This window comes from Zwartia panacis, assembly GCF_030410395.1.
In the GTDB taxonomy this organism is placed as follows: Bacteria; Pseudomonadota; Gammaproteobacteria; order Burkholderiales; family Burkholderiaceae_B; genus Zwartia; species Zwartia panacis.
In genome coordinates, this window is the sequence record NZ_JAUHHF010000010.1 from 1 (window position 1) to 15993 (window position 15993).

The window sequence follows — 15993 nt, forward strand, 5'->3', positions numbered from 1 at the left end:
TTCTCGGCGAATTCCATCAGGGTCAGCAGGCTTCGCGTCTGCACAAACAGACCGGATATAAGACTGCAACCACCTTAACTGTCGAAATCAAATATTTCTTGCCAAACCGGGAGGCGTCCATATAAGAAACAATGAACCTGCCCAAGTATGAAATTTATGCGTTGCGCTATGCGACGATTCAGCAACGCATGCGCCGCGAAAACTTCATCGCTCAGGATCCGCACGATGAGTCGATGCCGATGGATTATTTTGTCTGGCTGATCCGCGATGGGCAGCGCAATATTTTGGTGGATACGGGTTTCAATGCGCGACAGGCCAAAGAGCGTGGTCGCACGCTCTTGCGTTGTCCCATTGGTGCTTTGTCGTTGTTGGGGCTGGCACCCACGGATATCGAAGACGTCGTGCTGACGCACTTGCATTATGACCATGCGGGCAATATCGATTTGCTTCCGAACGCGCGTTTTCATGTGCAGGAAGACGAGTTGGACTATGCCTGCGGCAAGCACATGTGTCATGGGTTGTTTCGCCATGCTTATGATGTAGAGGATGTGGTCAGTCTGGTGCGTCGCGTGTATGCCGAGCGTGTGCATTTTCATCAGGGGCGGGTTGAGCTCGCACCGGGTATTGAGTTGATGAAAATCGGCGGACATACCAAAGGGCTGCAATCTTTACGCGTCCATACCGCCCGTGGCTGGGTCGTGCTGGCTTCGGATGCCAGTCATTATTACGAAAACATGGAACGTCCCTCGCCCTTTCCGATCGTGTTTCATGTGGGTGACATGGTGGCTGGATATGCGACGCTGCGCGCGGCGGCCGCCTCGCCCGAACACATCATTCCGGGACATGATCCCCTGGTACGTGCGCGTTACCCGTTCCATGGTGATCCGGCCAACGATATTGTGGCGTTACATTTTCCACCACTAAAGGCTTAGCTTTTTCAGGGTTGCCGGGTTAACCCTGTCCATGTGTCGGAAAACGGGCTACAATGGCTGTGCTTTTGAGGAGCGTTGCGACGGGATCACCCGCCAGGCTCAAAAGCTTCTACGTTACCGTCGGCCATTTGTCGACCTTAACGGCGCTCACCCAATCCTGCCCGGCAGCGATTGCGGTGGTGCTCAATACACAGCCGTTCAATTGTTGCTCCGCGGGCTTACCGGAGCCTAAACACTATGAACGCAATCAAAGAGAAATTCACGGATTACATCGTCGCCGATATCGGACTTGCCGATTTTGGTCGTCGGGAAATCGCCATTGCTGAAACAGAAATGCCCGGCCTGATGGCCACACGCGAAGAGTTCGCGAAAACCAAACCTCTGAAAGGCGCCCGTATCACAGGCAGCCTGCATATGACGATCCAGACAGCTGTGCTGATCGAAACACTGCAGGCACTTGGTGCCGAAGTGCGTTGGGCGTCGTGCAACATTTTCTCGACCCAGGATCATGCCGCTGCCGCGATCGCAGCAATGGGCACACCTGTTTTTGCCAAGAAAGGCGAAACACTGGTTGAGTACTGGGACTACACGCACAAGATTTTTGAATGGCCAGGCGACAAGCAGGCCAACATGATTCTGGACGATGGTGGCGATGCAACGCTGTTGCTGCACCTCGGCACCAAAGCCGAGACAGACCTTTCGGTGTTGAATAGCCCGAGCTCCGAAGAAGAAGTCGTATTGTTTGCCGCGATCAAAGCGCAACTCAAAAAAGATCCAAAGTGGTACTCCACACGTCTGGCCCAGATCAAGGGCGTGACCGAGGAAACCACCACAGGCGTGCTGCGTCTGTATCAGATGTCGAAGAAAGGCGAACTGGCTTTCGCGGCCATCAACGTGAATGACTCCGTCACCAAGTCCAAGTTTGACAACTTGTATGGCTGCCGTGAGTCGCTGGTTGACGCCATCAAGCGCGCGACCGATGTCATGATCGCTGGCAAGATCGCTGTGGTTGCAGGTTACGGCGATGTGGGCAAGGGTTCTGCCCAGGCGCTCGCAGCCCTGCGCGCCCAGGTCTGGGTCACCGAGATCGATCCTATCTGCGCACTGCAGGCATCGATGGAAGGCTTCAAAGTGGTCACCATGGAAGAAGCGGCTGACAAGGCAGATATTTTTGTCACAGCCACCGGTAACTACAACGTCATCACGCGCGCCCACATGGATCGCATGAAGGATCAGGCCATTGTTTGTAATATCGGCCACTTCGACAACGAAATCGATGTCGTCGGGATCGAAGATTTGCAGTGGGAAGAAATCAAGCCACAAGTCGACCACGTGATTTTCCCTGACGGTAAGCGCATCATCTTGCTGGCAAAGGGTCGTCTCGTGAACCTCGGCTGCGGTACGGGTCACCCCTCGTTTGTGATGTCGTCATCGTTCACGAACCAGACGATTGCCCAGATCGAATTGTTCTCGCGCAATGATCAGTACAAGGCTGGCCAGGTCTATGTATTGCCCAAGCATCTGGACGAAAAAGTCGCCCGTTTGCATCTCAAGAAAATTGGTGCGAACTTGACGACGTTGACCCCTCAGCAAGCGGCTTACATCAGCGTCAAGCAAGAAGGTCCTTTCAAGTCCGATCACTACCGTTATTGATCGGTTTGAGTGGAAAGACAGAGTCGTCTAGCCGGATGTTCCGGCTAGCGGCTCAAAGCAGTGCTCACCGGAGATTGTCATGGCTTTATTGTTGGTCTGGATATTAAATGCGGTGACACTGCTGATCGTCGCTTACGTGTTGCCCGGCATCGTGGTGTCCAGTTTCTGGTCTGCCATGCTCGCGGCTGTTGTGCTTGGTTTGATCAATATGCTGGTCAAACCAATTCTCATATTATTGACCTTGCCCATCACGATCGTGACGCTGGGTCTGTTTTTACTCGTGATCAATGCGCTGATGTTCTGGCTCGCCGGCTCGATTCTGAAAGGTTTTCAGGTCAACGGTTTCTGGTGGGCGGTGGGTGGTGCGCTGCTCTACAGCGTGATCTCCGGGTTTTTGACAAGTCTGATTAATCAATGACCTCACAAGTAACGCCGGCTTTCAGCCTCGAATTTTTCCCTCCCCGCGACGCTGCCGCCCAGCAGCGACTCGTTGATGGCGCTAAACAAATGTTGGTGATCGAGCCTCATTACGTCAGCGTGACGTTTGGCGCGGGTGGTTCGACCCGAGACGGTACGCTTGATACCGTTCGCACGATGCGCGGGCTCGGCTGCGATGCTGCTCCGCATCTGTCGTGTATTGGTTCGTCACGCGACGATCTCAAGGCCTTGTTGCAGCGCTATCGTGACGAAGGCGTGCGTCGCATCGTTGCATTGCGCGGCGATATGCCTTCGGGAATGGGGGCGAGTGCGGCCGGTGCCTTGCATCATGCAAGCGATTTGGTCGAATTCATCCGTCAGGAAACTGGCGACTGGTTTCATATCGAGGTTGCCGCCTATCCCGAGATGCATCCCCAGGCCTCAGGACCTGAAAAAGATCTCGCGCATTTTGTTCACAAAGTCCGTGCGGGCGCCAATAGTGCGATCACCCAGTATTTTTTCAATGCCGACGCGTATTTCGATTTTGTCGATCGTGTTCAAGCCAAAGGCGTCAATATCCCGATCGTGCCGGGCATTATGCCCATCACCAACTACACACAGTTGATGCGGTTTTCGGAAATGTGCGGCGCCGAGGTGCCGCGCTGGATCCGTTTGCGTCTCGCCGAGATGGGTGATGACAAGGAGTCGATCCGTGCGTTTGGCGCTGACGTTGTGACCAGTCTGTGCGAAACGCTTTTGGACAATGGCGTGCCCGGTTTGCACTTTTACACACTCAATAATGCCGAAGCCACGCTGTCGATCTGGCGTGGACTGGGCCGTTAAATCGGGCTGAGTTGCTTCGCGCTAAGTTGCTTCGCGCTAAGTTGCATCAGGCGGGTGGCATGTCTGGCGTCCAGCCTGAGGGCGTCAGCACGGCGTCGAGTGGATAGTCGTGTGCCTCGGGTTCGTAACCCTCTTCTTTGTGGATCATCCCCTGATCCCAGGCGATGCCAATCGTCGTGAAGGGCTGACCGGTCTGGCTAAGCTGAGCGAGCGTGCGATCGTAATATCCGCCACCGTAGCCGATGCGCGCGGCTTGCTCGGTAAATCCCAGCGTCGGCACCAGCAGTATCGTGGGCTGCAACACCTCACCCCGAACAGGTTCCATGACGCCAAAGTTTCCAGGAATGAGAGGATCATCCGGGCGCCAGACATGAAATTCGAGCGGGTGGTCTTTTTTGATCATCAGAGGCAAGGCGACGACGGTGCCTTGCGAATGGAGATGACGGAGCAAGGGCCGCAAATCCGGCTCGTCTGCTAACGGCCAAAAACCCGCAACTATTTCCGGTTCTGAATGTCCGATCAAAGGGCGGGCCAAAAGCCTTGCCTCAAACCATTCTTGCAGTTTGGCGCAAAGCTGGACGCTCAGTTGTTGGCGTTCGGCAACAGGAATGGTCTGTCGTATGCTGCGAAGCCGCATACGGAGCAGGTCTGCGCTATTCTTTAACATATACCGTGGCAGTGAGTCGCAAATCGTTGCGAATGTTGAATGGTTGAGCAAGTCGTCTAAAGGCATTGTATGCACACAAGCGCAAAGTATCAGAATATCCGGGTTCAGGTTCGCGTCTTGGTGGCCGCACTGGCCTGTAGTGGCACAGTGACGATGTCCCTACCTGCGCACGCGCAGGCGCAGCCTGCGGCTGAGCAATATGTACTGAAGGCCGACGGCAGCATGGCGCCTGTTGGTGCTACTGCTCAGACTCCATCTTTGTCGACATCCGCACTCAAACCAAATAGCTCCGCGCCTGCGACCGCTAGTGCCGCGCCCACTGTTAAAGAAACCATCGCTGCCCCGGATGCGACAGCTGCGGCTCAAGCCGTCGCGGCCGCCCGTCAGGCTCTCAACAGTAAACAATATGGTCAGCTTGCCAGTTATGTGCCGCAAGCGCGTGGCGATGTCTTGGCGACCTATCCCGAATATTGGTATCTGCGCACCCAGTTGGGCCTGTACCGCACGCCCAATGTCGCGCAAAGTCTTGAACAGTTTCTCGAAAAAAATAATGGTTCTTATCTCGCGGACCGTTTGCGCGGGGAGTGGGTGTTGACCGCTGCGCGCAGTGGAGATTTTGTCACCGTGCGAAATCTCGGGCAGGTGCTGAACCCGAGCAATCAAGTCTTGTGCGCGCAACTTGAAGCCAGACACATGGGCGGTCAGCGTGCAACAGCTGCCGAAGCGATGAAGATTTTTGTCCCGTTCGGGGCCTGTTGGAAGCTGTTCGATCAGTTGGTCGCTGATCGTGTCTTGACGAATGCGGAGCTGATTCCTTATTTGCATGAGGCGATTGAAAATAACAAATTACCGGATGCGCGTCGGTTTGCGGCGTATGTCTTTGATACCAAAGAATTGACGGCCTATGACGCGATGATCAAGGCTCCGGCGGCCTGGTTAGCGACACAAACCGCGCTGGGTTCGGTCGAGCGCAATGAGATCATTGCGATTGGTCTTGCGCGCGTGGCGCGTACGGATTTGGCAGCGGCCGATTCGTTGATGAACAGACAGTGGAAGAATTTGCTGCCCAAGAAGTACTCGCAATGGGTCTATGGCCAGATGGCATTGGTCGCAAGCATGAACCTCGATCCACGCGCGTATCAGTGGTATCGCGAGTCGGGCACGGTACGTTTGTCTGATAACAACGAGGCCTGGCGCGTTCGGATTGCGTTGCGTCAACCCAAAATCGACTGGAAGTGGGTCATGCAAGGGATCGATACGATGCGCGAGCCGCAGCGCAGCGATCCGACCTGGGTGTATTGGAAAGCCCGTGGTTTGGCTGCGACGGGTAAAAAAGCCGATGCCGAAAAAGCCTATGCCTCGATTGCGGCGGACTATAGTTTTTATGGTCAGCTCGCAGCCGAAGAGTTGGGCCGCACGATCACCGCGCCGAAACGACCTGATCCGGTGACTGAGCAAGAGTTGGCGCAGGCGCGTGCCAATCCTGGTTTGCAACGCGCGGTCACTTTATTCAAGCGAGGCTGGCGTCCGGAGGCGGTCCCCGAGTGGAATTTTGCGATTCGCGGGATGACGGATCGTCAGTTGCTGGCGGCGTCTGAGCTCGCGCGTCGCGAGAGTATTTACGACCGTGTGGTGGTGACTTCGGGTCGCACCAAGAGCGAGGTGGATTTTACGCAGCGTTTTGTCGCGCCTTTTGAGGGACGTGTCAGCGCGCAGGCGCGTGAAGTCAATGTCGAACCAGCGTGGGTGTATGGGCTGATCCGTCAAGAGTCTCTGTTCATCATGGATGCGCGTTCACATGTGGGCGCTTCGGGCTTGATGCAATTGATGCCGGCGACGGCTAAATGGATGGCCAAGAAAATCGGTTTGACGGATTTCACACCCAGCAGCGTGAATGATTTCGATACCAACACCAAGCTGGGAACGAGTTATCTGAGTATGGTGCAAGCCGATCTGGGTGGCTCGCAGGTGCTCGCCAGCGCGGGCTATAACGCGGGTCCGGGACGTCCCATGCTGTGGCGTTCCAAACTCGACGCGCCTGTCGAAGGTGCGATTTTCGCTGAAACGATTCCGTTCAATGAAACGCGTGATTACGTCAAAAAAGTGATGTCCAATGCGACATACTATGCTGCGGTCTTTACGGGCAACCCTCAGTCGCTCAAACAGCGTCTGGGTCAAATCGAGCCTCGACCCTACGGTCGTTCGCCTCTGCCGTGACAAAGGATGCGGATGCCGCCTTGCGTGGTTTGCAGGTCTACATCGTGGGTGGAGCTGTACGCGATGCGTTGTTAGGTCGTCCGGCGGGTGACCGTGACTGGGTGGTGGTGGGCGCGACGCCCGAGGAAATGCTCTCGCGAGGATTTATTCCTGTGGGTGGCGACTTTCCTGTTTTTTTACATCCTCAATCCAAAGAAGAATATGCCCTGGCACGCACCGAACGAAAATCGGGCCGTGGATACAAAGGTTTTACCTTTTACACAGGCGCGGATGTCACGCTTGAAGAGGATTTAAAACGTCGGGATTTGACGATCAACGCGATGGCGCAGACCATGACGGGCGAGCTTGTCGATCCTCTCAATGGTGTGGCGGACTTGCAATCACACTTGTTTCGTCACGTGGGTCCCGCGTTCGAGGAAGATCCCGTTCGGATTTTGCGACTGGCGCGTTTTGCCGCGCGGTTTACTGATTTTTCAGTCGCGCCTGAAACCTTGGCACTCTGTCGCCGGATGGTCGCGACGGGCGAAGTCGATGCGCTGGTGCCCGAGCGTGTCTGGCAGGAATTGTCGCGCGGCTTGATGAGTGAAAAACCGTCGCGCATGCTGGCTGTTTTAGTGGATACGGGGGCGAGTGTGCGCATCATGCCCGAGTGGCACTACAGTGCGCGGGTCGCGCAGCTTATCGATGCGGCAGCCGCCGCGACGGTGTCCTTGCCGTTGAGTGCGCGTTATGCGTTGCTTTGTCTGGATACAGACGCGCGTGCCGAACTGGCCAAGCGTTTACGTGTTCCGACCGAGTGTATCGATCTGGCGCGTTTGTTGCCTCTTGTTTTGGTCAGTGTGCAACAGCCAGCCGCGTCCAATGCCGCGGGGCACAATACTGCTGAACACGTGATGTCGTTGTTAGAAACGTGTGATGCAATCAGGAAACCCGAGCGCTTCGGTGTGTTGCTCGAAACGGCCAAGCTGGTGCAAAACGTGGATGTCGTCTGGTGGCGCAAGCGGCTGGATGCTGTATTAGCCGTTGATGCGGGTGCTGCGGCAAGAACGGCCTCTGAGCCCGCGCAAATCAAACAAGCGGTACGTGCCGCGCGATTAGCTGCGTTGAATTAACTGCTTTGAATTAACTGCTTTGAATTAATTGCTTTGAACGAGTTGTCCTGAGCGATCGCTTTGGGTAAAGCCGCTCAGTGGTGCTTGAACGCCACGACCGAGTGCGATCACTTTAAAAAGCTCACCCATTTCCGCCTCAGAAATCAGTTTTTGAACAGCGGCATAGGTACGTGCGCGAGCTTTTGGATCAGGGTGCTCGATCTGTTGCTGGGCATAGGCCTCAAGGACTTGGGGCAAGCCTGCATTCAATAAAAAACGTGCTTGCGAGGTGTAACCCAGCACGCTTAAGCCGCTGTCTTGCGCGGCCTCGGCAATGGCAGTGAAGTCCACGTGTGCGGTGATGTCCTGGAGACCCGGTGCGAGAAAAACATCGTCGTGCGTGCGATGCTGGATATGACACATCAAGGTGCCACGTTGACGCTGAGGATGGTAGTACTCATGACGCGGAAAACCGTAATCGATCAACAAGGCCGCGCCGCGAGTCAACCAGTGGCCAAGATCACGGATCCAGGCTTCTGCTTGCAGATTGATTTCAGAGGTGTAGCCGGGCAAGGCAGGCATACGTGCCTGGACCGTGGCGGCGAGTTGCGGCGCGGCGGGTCTGTCTTGAAAGGCGAATCCTGGGAAAAAGCCTTCAGAGTCGGCATCTGTTGTCTGGTTTGTTGTCTGATTGGGTGCTTGATCGGGTGCCTGAACCGGTGCGAGCGACACGACACCGCGCTCCAGCACTTCGCCTTGTTCAGACCAGACAAAGAGCTCGACTGGCATGGCATCGAGTAGTTCATTGCCAATCACACAGCCGCTAAAACTTGTAGGAAGTGTCTCGAGCCAAGTCACCCGCTCGCCCCAGGCAGCCAGTCGTTGTTGCTGGCGTTGTCTAAGATCGGCGGACACTTCGAGGATGTTGTAGCGGACATGGAGTCCCATCTCGTTCAGTGCGCTCAGGATATCGTGCGCAAGCGCGCCGCTGCCCGCACCGAACTCCAGCACATCAAGCGTGTCCGTTTGATGCAGTATCTCCGCGACTTGTCGCGCGAGAGTTTGTCCGAACAAGGGGGTGAGCTGGGGCGCCGTGACAAAGTCACCACTCAGTGCAGTGGCGTGATGGCTTGGCGTTTCAGCCAGTTTGGTGTTGCCTGCCGCGTAGTAGCCGAGTCCGGGGGCGTACAGGACATGATGCATCCAGACGCTAAAGGGTAGCCAACCACCAGCCTGCTGGATTTGTTGATGCAAAAAAGCGCGGACGCGCTGACTATGAGCCAGTGCGTCCGCGCTGATGGGGATCGCTTGATTAGCGGCGACCACCGTCAAAGTTGAAGCCACGTCGTGCGCCTGCCGCAGCGCGAGGCGCACCAGGACGTGCCGCACCAGGTGCGCGTGCAGGACCATCACCGCGTGGGGCGAAAGTCTTGCCGCCTGGCGCAGCTGAGCGAGGCGCGAAATCGCGACCGGGGCGGGCGGCAGGTTTACCTGCGTAGGCTGGACGGTCTGACGGTGCGCGATCGCCGCGGTGCTCGAAAGGACGACCTTCACCGCGTGTGCTGGCGAAAGGATTGTCGCTGCGCGCACCTTGTGGACGATCACCGCGAGGTGCGTAAGCGGGTTTGTCACCGCGTGGCGCGAATGTGCGCTCGCGATCACCGAAAGGCTTGTCACCGCGTGGTGCATAGGCGGGCTTGTCGCCACGTGGAGCAAATGGTCTGTCACCGCGAGGCGCGAAAGATTTCTCGCCGCGATCCGCATAGGGCTTGTCACCGCGAGGTGCAAAGGTACGTGGCTCGCTGCGACCAGCGGAATAACGGTCGTTGCTGCTTCCAAAGCGGTCACCGCTGCGATCATTGCTCCAGCGGTTAGGCTTTTTGCCGCCCGCACCGCGCGATGCGCCTTCGGGGCGTGAGCTTGGTGTGCGCTGTGGCTCGAGACCTGCGATCACGCCAGGCGGAATGGTGTTGCCGATGAAGTGTTCGATGCGGCGCACTTTATGACGCTCGCTGTGGACAGCAAGCGTAAAGGCTGCGCCATCGCGACCGGCGCGACCGGTGCGGCCAATACGGTGGACGTAATCTTCGGGCTGCATCGGCAAGTCGTAGTTGATGGCGTGGCTGATGGCCTGCACATCAATGCCGCGTGCGGCGACGTCGGTCGCGACCAGGACACGGACACGGCCGTCTTGAACTTCGGACAAGGTGCGTGAACGCTGGCGCTGATTCATGTCGCCATGCAGAGCCATCGCTGAGAAGCCGCTATCCGAGAGGTGTTCGGCCAGATCATCCGCGCCACGCTTGGTGGCGGTAAAAATAATGGCCTGGTCCATCGAGACATCGCGCAACAGATGATCGAGCAGGCGCAGTTTGTGGCCGGCATCATCTGCATACAAAAGTGTTTGTGTAATGTTGGCGTGACGATCTGACTGCGAGGTCATTTCGATGCGTTGTGGATCTCGCATCATGCGAGCGGCCAGCTTGGCAACCGTGCCGTCCAGCGTTGCCGAGAACAGCAAGGTTTGGCGTGATTCGGGGCAACGGTCCACGATGGTGTTGATGTCGTCGATAAAACCCATGTCGAGCATGCGGTCGGCTTCGTCGAGTACGAGCGTATGAACGGTCGACAAATCAACGCGGCGGGCCTGGAGGTGATCGAGCAGACGGCCAGGTGTGGCCACCAGCACGTCAACGCGGCGCGAGAGGGCTTTGAGCTGTGCGCCGTAGGGCATACCGCCGACAACGGTCGCGACACGCAGATCATCGAGATTGCTGCCGTACATTTCGGTGGCTTCGCTCACCTGCATGGCGAGTTCGCGGGTGGGGGTCAGCACCAGCACTTGTACGCCACGGCCTTTGTTGGCAGGCTTGTGTGCGATTTTGTTCAGTGCGGGAAGCATAAAGGCCGCGGTTTTGCCGCTACCTGTCTGGGCGGACACCATCAAATCGGCACCGGCCAGCGCTGCTGGAATCGCAGACATTTGCACGGGTGTCGGCGTGGTGAAGCCGGTACGTTCAATGGAAGACAAAAAAGCGGGGGCAAGCCCCAACGAATCGAAGGACATGACTTTCCTTTTGGCCAGATAGTGGCCATATGACGCAGCCCGGAGAATTGGTAGACCGGCGGTAGTCGGTTGAATCGAGCATCGTGCCGACCGAATCAACCGAACGTCTGGGCTGGAGATCCATCTATCTGGATCACACTAGCTGCCCACGAAAGGAAAGGAGGTCAGGAATCGATGATGTGAAGCCGAAGTTCAGGTTGTTTGCCTGTTTTCGGACATATGCACTTATATGCAAAGCACTGCTTATGTGAAGACTGTGCTGAAACACTTTTAATGCAGAGCCCGAATACTAACCTATTTTTTGGTTGGGGTAAACCCTTTATGCGAAAAATTATGCTTTCCAGTCAATTACTTGGATATTGTGTTGCGCCAACCAGTCATTCGCCTGTCGAAAATGACCGCATCCGACAAAGGGTGTCGGGGGTCTGCGCGCAGAGAGCGGAGAGGGGTGGTTGGACATCAAAATCAGGTGCTCTCCATGCCCCGCGATCAAGGCGCGCTTGGCCTGGGCGTGAGCGCCCCACAGCATAAACACTTTGGGACCCGGATCGCGGGCGACGTCTGCGATCAGCGCGTCTGTCACGGTTTCCCAGCCTGCGCGCGCGTGCGAGGCGGGTTGTCCGTCCTCGACGGTGAGGCTGGTATTCAGGAGCAGTACGCCTTGCTCAGCCCAGCGTGACAAGTCATTTTTAAGCAGATCGGACTCGAGCGTGAGCGTGCCGTGATCAGTAGGAAACTCAAGTTCGATTTCTTGGAAAATGTTTCTCAGGCTGGGTGGGCGTTTAAAACCGTCCGGCACGGAAAAGGCGAGACCCTGTGCTTGTCCCGGACCGTGATAGGGATCTTGACCAAGGATCACAACCTTGACGGCGTGGGGTTCCAGCGATTCCAGCGCGCGAAAGGGCCGCGCTGGATAGATGATGACGCCCTGGGAAAGGCGGGCTTGCAGCATCGCGTTGAGACTGTCGAGCGCGGTACGTACAGGCGATGCTTCAAAGCAGGGACGCCAAGATTGCGGCAGGCAATCGATATGCGTCCAGAGTGAAGCGTGCTCGAGCTGGTTGCTCTTCAAAACAAGACTCAGGCAAAGAGTCTGGCGAGCTCTGCACCGGGGTTTGGCGCACGCATGAAGGCCTCTCCCACCAGGAAAGCATTGACGTCGTTGTCACGCATCAGTTTGACATCCTCGGGCGCCAGAATACCGCTCTCGGTGATGACGAGTTTGCCGATGGGGATACGCTGCAACAAGTCGAGTGTGTTTTGCAGGGATGTTTCAAAAGTGCGCAGGTTGCGATTATTGATACCCAGCAAAGAAGTATTCATTTCCAGCGCAATCTCAAGCTCCTCGGCATCGTGGACCTCGACGAGGACGTCCATGCCAAGCTCGAACGCGCATTGTTCAAACTCGGCAAGCTGCGCCGGGCTGAGTGCTGACACGATCAACAGGATGCAGTCCGCGCCCATCGCGCGCGCGGCGATGATTTGATAGGGGTCGACAATGAAGTCTTTGCGCAAGACGGGCAGCACACAAGCTTCGCGAGCCTGGCGCAGATAGTCATCGTCGCCCAGAAAAAACTGTTTGTCAGTGAGCACTGACAGGCAAGCCGCACCATGCTCGGCATACGACTGGGCGATTTCAGCGGGCAGAAAAATTTCCCGCAGCACGCCTTTGGAGGGAGAGGCCTTTTTAATTTCCGCGATCACACCAGGTAAGCCAGCCGCGATCTTTGCCTCGAGGGCTTTACCAAAACCGCGGACATCTTTGCGCGCTTTGGCTTCCTTTAACAGCTCGGCTTCGCTGCGCGCCTGGCGCTCGGTCGCGACTTCTTGGGCTTTGACGGCGAGGATTTTTTTCAGGATGTCGCTCATGCTGCATATTTCCGTGTGTGTGCACAAAAGGCTTCGAGTTTGTCGCGTGCGGCACCGCTCGCGATGGCTTCAAAAGCCATCTTAATCCCATCCTGGATCGTCGCGGCATGATTGCCGACATAAATCGCCAGTCCGGCGTTGTAGGCCACAATATCCCGGGCGGTACCGGGCGTGTTACCCAGCGCTTCGAGTACGTAATCACGAGACTCTTCCTTGCTCGCGACTTTGATGCTGCGATTGGAGGCCATGTTCAGTCCAAAGTCCTCGGGATGGATTTCGTATTCGTGAATGACACCGTCTTTGAGCTCGCCGACCAGCGTGCCGGAGCCCAGCGAGGCCTCGTCCATGCCGTCCTTGCCATGCACGATCATGACATGTCGCGAACCCAAGAGTTGTAATACGCGCACCTGGATGCCCACCAGATCGGCGTGAAAAACGCCCATCAGCTGATTGGCCGCGCCTGCGGGGTTGGTCAGAGGCCCGAGGATATTGAAAATCGTGCGCACACCCAGTTCTTTGCGGATCGGGGCGATGTTTTTCATCGCGCCATGATGGGCGGGGGCAAACATGAAACCAATACCAGTTTCCGCGATGCATGCGGAGACTTGCTCGGGTGTCAGTGAAAGATTGGCGCCGAGCGCCTCGAGCACGTCCGCACTGCCGGAGGATGAGGAGGCGCTGCGCCCGCCGTGTTTGGCAATGGGCACGCCTGCGGCCGCGGCGACAAACATGGCTGTTGTGGAGATATTGAACGTGTTGCTGCCATCGCCGCCTGTGCCGCACATATCCACCATATCTTGCGGGTTGGCGACATGCACGGGCGTGGCGAACTCGCGCATGACTTGCGCGGCAGCCGTAATTTCACCAATGGTTTCTTTTTTTACGCGCAGACCCATCAACAAGGCCGCAGCGATGGTGGGCGACATTTCGCCACGCATCAGCATGCGCATGAGGTGCAGCATTTCGTCATGAAAGATTTCACGATGTTCGATGCAGCGGTGCAGTGCTTCGCTAGGTGTGATCATGGTGCGCAGTCCTATTTGGTCGAGGCGATTGTGGTGACAGGCAGCTCGAGAAAATTACGCAACAGGGCGTGACCGTGTTCGCTCAAAATGGATTCGGGGTGAAACTGCACGCCGTATATCGGCAGTGTTTTGTGACGTACGCCCATGATTTCTCCGTCCGCAGTTTGCGCGGTGATTTCGAGGCAGTCCGGGATCGTCGCACGCTCAATCGCCAGGGAGTGATAGCGGATCACCGTAAAGGGAGAAGGCAGGCCTTTGAACACATCCGAACCTGTGTGCGTAATCTCCGAGGTTTTGCCGTGCATGATTTGTTGGGCACGGACAATCTTGCCGCCAAAGGCGGCGCCAATTGCCTGATGTCCCAGGCATACGCCGAGAATGGGCACTTTGCCAGCGTAGCGTTTGATCACGTCGACAGACACACCCGCCTCGGCAGGCGAGCAGGGGCCGGGCGAAATGCAGATGTGATCTGGCTTGAGCGCGTCGATTTCGTCGAGGGTAATCTGGTCGTTGCGGTAGACGCGCACGTCCTCGCCGAGCTCGCCAAAATACTGCACCAGGTTGTAAGTAAACGAGTCGTAGTTGTCGATCATCAATAACATGTCATCAGTCCTGTTTTGGCGAGTTAGAACGGATCATCCAGACCGTTTTGCACTTGTTCGGCGGCGCGCAAAACAGCGCGCGCTTTGGCTTCGGTTTCGAGCCATTCCATTTCGGGATCTGAGTCGGCCACGATGCCGGCAGCAGCTTGCACATACAGCATGCCGTCCTTGATGATGCCCGTGCGAATCGCGATGGCGACATCCATTTCTCCGCCGTAGCTCAGGTAGCCAGCCGCGCCGCCATAAATGCCGCGGCGAACGGGCTCGAGCTCATCGATCATTTCCATGGCGCGCACTTTAGGCGCCCCGGTCAGCGTGCCAGCGGGGAAGGACGCGCGCAGCACATCCATGTTGCTCATGCCTGCTTCGAGCGTGCCGGTGACGTTGGACACAAGGTGCATGACGTGCGAATAGCGTTCGATCACCATGGTGTCGGTGACTTTGACCGAGCCAATTTTGGCCACGCGACCGACGTCATTGCGCGCGAGGTCGATCAGCATGACGTGTTCGGCGCGCTCTTTGGGATCGGCGAGCAGCTCTTGTGCCAACGCCGCATCCTCCTCGGGGGTGGCTCCGCGCTTGCGCGTACCGGCCAGCGGGCGGATCGTGATCTCTGTTTCGGGTTGCGTGCCTGCGGGAGCATCTTCGGCAACAGGCAGAGCTTCTTGGCGCACCAGAATCTCGGGCGAGGCGCCGACGACCTGGAAATCACCAAAATTCCAGAAGTACATATACGGCGAGGGATTAAGCGAGCGCAAGGCGCGGTAAAGCGACAGGGGCGAATCGCTGAAAGGCTTAGTGATGACTTGTCCGACCTGGACTTGCATCAGATCGCCCGCAGCGATGTATTCCTTGGCGCGTCGCACGGCTGCCAGATAGTCCGCCTTGGCGAAACTGCGCTCTTCCTTGGTGACCACGCTGGAGTGGCTGTAGGGGATTTCGACGGGTTTGCGCAGTTTGATACGCAGTTCTTTGAGACGCTGTTGCGCGCGGTTAAAGGCTTCGGGCTCGGCAGGGTCCGCGTAAACCATCAAGTAAATACGACCGGCCAGATTGTCGACGATCACGAGCTCGTCGGTTTGCAGTAACAGGATGTCCGGTGGTCCTTCACCCATGCCTGCAGGATAGGGTTTCACTGCAGGACCTAGCTTGGGCTCGATGTTGCGGACGGTGTCATAGCCAAAATAGCCCGCCAGCCCCCCCGCAAAACGTGGCAGGCCAGGCCGCAAGGCTACCTTGAAGCGGCTCTGATACTCGGAGATAAAGCTGAGCGGGTCGCCTTCGTGTGTTTCGACGATTTTGTCATCGCGCAGCAGAACGGTTTTGGTGCCACGCGCCTGAATGACATTGCGCGCGGGCAGACCAATAAAGGAATAGCGACCAAAGCGTTCGCCACCCACCACGGATTCGAGCAGGCAGGTGTTTTTTCCGCCCTGAGGTCCGCTATGGGCGAGTTTGAGATAAATCCCGAGAGGGGTGTCCAGATCGGCATAGGTTTCGGCGATCAGCGGGATTCGGTTGTAGCCTTGGGCGGCAAGCGCTTTGAATTCGATTTCAGTCATCTGTTTGGGCGGTTCTCGCAGTTTGCAGACCGGGTTGTCCAATAAAAA

14 protein-coding genes and 1 riboswitch are annotated in these 15993 nt (G+C 56.8%); of the genes, 6 read left to right on the forward strand and 8 right to left on the reverse strand.

What is annotated here, in order from left to right:
- The first annotated feature begins 131 nt into the window (after positions 1 to 131).
- The 4 genes from QWY30_RS12365 to metF all read left to right on the forward strand — a co-directional run bounded on the left by QWY30_RS12365 (position 132) and on the right by metF (position 3845).
- Positions 132 to 932: an N-acyl homoserine lactonase family protein gene (locus QWY30_RS12365; RefSeq protein ID WP_290241491.1), complete on the forward strand. Its 801-nt coding sequence runs from the start codon at positions 132 to 134 to the stop codon at positions 930 to 932.
- A gap of 61 nt (positions 933 to 993) precedes the next feature.
- Positions 994 to 1088, forward strand: a riboswitch (S-adenosyl-L-homocysteine riboswitch).
- Between the two features lie 81 nt (positions 1089 to 1169).
- Entirely contained in the window at positions 1170 to 2585 is a 1416-nt protein-coding gene (gene ahcY, locus QWY30_RS12370; RefSeq protein ID WP_290241493.1) for an adenosylhomocysteinase, read from the forward strand.
- A gap of 79 nt (positions 2586 to 2664) precedes the next feature.
- The gene (locus QWY30_RS12375) at positions 2665 to 3003 is read left to right on the forward strand and encodes a phage holin family protein (RefSeq protein ID WP_290241495.1); all 339 of its coding nucleotides are present in this window, start codon (positions 2665 to 2667) and stop codon (positions 3001 to 3003) included.
- A complete protein-coding gene (gene metF / locus QWY30_RS12380; protein ID WP_290241497.1) occupies positions 3000 to 3845 on the forward strand; it encodes a methylenetetrahydrofolate reductase [NAD(P)H] in 846 nt (281 codons plus the stop codon). Before QWY30_RS12375 ends, metF begins: the two co-directional genes overlap by 4 nt.
- Before the next feature lie 46 nt (positions 3846 to 3891).
- Here metF and QWY30_RS12385 read toward each other — a convergent pair whose 3' ends face one another.
- Positions 3892 to 4512 (reverse strand): 5-formyltetrahydrofolate cyclo-ligase, encoded by a 621-nt coding sequence (locus QWY30_RS12385; protein ID WP_290241499.1) that lies wholly within the window; start codon positions 4510 to 4512, stop codon positions 3892 to 3894.
- Positions 4513 to 4581: 69 nt separating this feature from the next.
- Between QWY30_RS12385 and QWY30_RS12390 the strand changes: the two genes are divergently transcribed.
- Positions 4582 to 6729 carry a lytic transglycosylase domain-containing protein gene (locus QWY30_RS12390; protein WP_290241501.1) on the forward strand — a complete coding sequence of 716 codons (2148 nt, stop codon included), beginning with the start codon at positions 4582 to 4584 and terminating at the stop codon, positions 6727 to 6729.
- Entirely contained in the window at positions 6726 to 7841 is a 1116-nt protein-coding gene (locus tag QWY30_RS12395; RefSeq protein ID WP_290241503.1) for a tRNA nucleotidyltransferase/poly(A) polymerase-related protein, read from the forward strand. The genes QWY30_RS12390 and QWY30_RS12395 overlap by 4 nt, the downstream gene beginning before the upstream one ends.
- Before the next feature lie 24 nt (positions 7842 to 7865).
- Here the strand turns inward: QWY30_RS12395 and QWY30_RS12400 are convergent, their stop codons facing one another.
- From QWY30_RS12400 to QWY30_RS12430, 7 genes are all read right to left on the reverse strand, one after another.
- On the reverse strand, positions 7866 to 9230 hold the full coding sequence (locus tag QWY30_RS12400) for a class I SAM-dependent methyltransferase (RefSeq protein ID WP_435433410.1): 1365 nt from the start codon (positions 9228 to 9230) through the stop codon (positions 7866 to 7868).
- On the reverse strand, positions 9133 to 10887 hold the full coding sequence (locus tag QWY30_RS12405; RefSeq protein ID WP_290241504.1) for a DEAD/DEAH box helicase: 1755 nt from the start codon (positions 10885 to 10887) through the stop codon (positions 9133 to 9135). Before QWY30_RS12405 ends, QWY30_RS12400 begins: the two co-directional genes overlap by 98 nt.
- Before the next feature lie 331 nt (positions 10888 to 11218).
- The gene (locus QWY30_RS12410) at positions 11219 to 11959 is read right to left on the reverse strand and encodes a uracil-DNA glycosylase (RefSeq protein ID WP_435433409.1); all 741 of its coding nucleotides are present in this window, start codon (positions 11957 to 11959) and stop codon (positions 11219 to 11221) included.
- A gap of 8 nt (positions 11960 to 11967) precedes the next feature.
- Complete coding sequence (gene trpC / locus QWY30_RS12415; RefSeq protein ID WP_290241506.1) at positions 11968 to 12756, reverse strand: indole-3-glycerol phosphate synthase TrpC; 789 nt, start codon at positions 12754 to 12756, stop codon at positions 11968 to 11970.
- Positions 12753 to 13781, reverse strand: coding sequence for an anthranilate phosphoribosyltransferase (trpD, locus tag QWY30_RS12420; protein WP_290241507.1), 1029 nt, complete (start codon positions 13779 to 13781; stop codon positions 12753 to 12755). The genes trpC and trpD overlap by 4 nt, the downstream gene beginning before the upstream one ends.
- Before the next feature lie 11 nt (positions 13782 to 13792).
- Positions 13793 to 14383: an anthranilate synthase component II gene (locus QWY30_RS12425; RefSeq protein ID WP_290241509.1), complete on the reverse strand. Its 591-nt coding sequence runs from the start codon at positions 14381 to 14383 to the stop codon at positions 13793 to 13795.
- A gap of 23 nt (positions 14384 to 14406) precedes the next feature.
- The gene (locus tag QWY30_RS12430) at positions 14407 to 15945 is read right to left on the reverse strand and encodes an anthranilate synthase component I family protein (protein WP_290241511.1); all 1539 of its coding nucleotides are present in this window, start codon (positions 15943 to 15945) and stop codon (positions 14407 to 14409) included.
- Positions 15946 to 15993 lie beyond the last annotated feature (48 nt).

Coding starts and splice junctions, on each gene's coding strand:
- QWY30_RS12365 (WP_290241491.1), top strand. CDS start 132: ATGAACCTGCCCAAGTATGAAATTTATGCGTTGCGCTATGCGACGATT.
- ahcY (WP_290241493.1), top strand. CDS start 1,170: ATGAACGCAATCAAAGAGAAATTCACGGATTACATCGTCGCCGATATC.
- QWY30_RS12375 (WP_290241495.1), top strand. CDS start 2,665: ATGGCTTTATTGTTGGTCTGGATATTAAATGCGGTGACACTGCTGATC.
- metF (WP_290241497.1), top strand. CDS start 3,000: ATGACCTCACAAGTAACGCCGGCTTTCAGCCTCGAATTTTTCCCTCCC.
- QWY30_RS12385 (WP_290241499.1), bottom strand. CDS start 4,512: ATGTTAAAGAATAGCGCAGACCTGCTCCGTATGCGGCTTCGCAGCATA.
- QWY30_RS12390 (WP_290241501.1), top strand. CDS start 4,582: ATGCACACAAGCGCAAAGTATCAGAATATCCGGGTTCAGGTTCGCGTC.
- QWY30_RS12400 (WP_435433410.1), bottom strand. CDS start 9,230: ATGGTCCTGCACGCGCACCTGGTGCGGCACGTCCTGGTGCGCCTCGCG.
- QWY30_RS12405 (WP_290241504.1), bottom strand. CDS start 10,887: ATGTCCTTCGATTCGTTGGGGCTTGCCCCCGCTTTTTTGTCTTCCATT.
- trpC (WP_290241506.1), bottom strand. CDS start 12,756: ATGAGCGACATCCTGAAAAAAATCCTCGCCGTCAAAGCCCAAGAAGTC.
- trpD (WP_290241507.1), bottom strand. CDS start 13,781: ATGATCACACCTAGCGAAGCACTGCACCGCTGCATCGAACATCGTGAA.
- QWY30_RS12425 (WP_290241509.1), bottom strand. CDS start 14,383: ATGTTATTGATGATCGACAACTACGACTCGTTTACTTACAACCTGGTG.
- QWY30_RS12430 (WP_290241511.1), bottom strand. CDS start 15,945: ATGACTGAAATCGAATTCAAAGCGCTTGCCGCCCAAGGCTACAACCGA.